Origin of the sequence: Acidocella sp. KAb 2-4 (assembly GCF_020567705.1) — a bacterium.
Taxonomy (GTDB): Bacteria; Pseudomonadota; Alphaproteobacteria; order Acetobacterales; family Acetobacteraceae; genus Acidocella.
Map to the genome: position 1 here is coordinate 1 of NZ_JAJDJU010000071.1, position 364 is coordinate 364.

Genomic DNA, 364 nt, shown 5'->3' on the forward strand with positions numbered 1-364 from the left:
GTCCTATACGCTGAACCAATGGGACTATCTGACGTGCTACACCGAGGACGGCAGAATGCCGATCGACAACAACCTGCTCGAACGCGACATCAGAATTTTTGCAACTGGCCGCAAGAGCTGGCTGTTCAGCGATACCGTCGAGGGCGCAAAGGCAAGCGCCGTCATCTATAGCCTTATGCTGACCTGCAGGGCCTGTGGCGTCGAGCCGTTGGCCTACTTGCGCCACGTTCTCACCGAACTGCCGCAGCGCGCTGACAACGCCGATATCAACGACCTGCTGCCATTCAACCTCGCGAATGCCCAGGCAGCCTGATCAGGCCGGAGACGGTCCGCCAAAAGCGGCAGCAGAGAAAATCGCGCTTAC

Annotated in this window: 1 protein-coding gene; it reads left to right on the top strand. The window is 58.8% G+C overall.

Annotated features, from left to right (window positions below; genetic code table 11):
• Positions 1-313: transposase (locus LI953_RS15370; protein ID WP_227076965.1), on the top strand; the 313-nt coding region annotated here is incomplete at its 5' end.
• Positions 314-364: the final 51 nt, after the last annotated feature.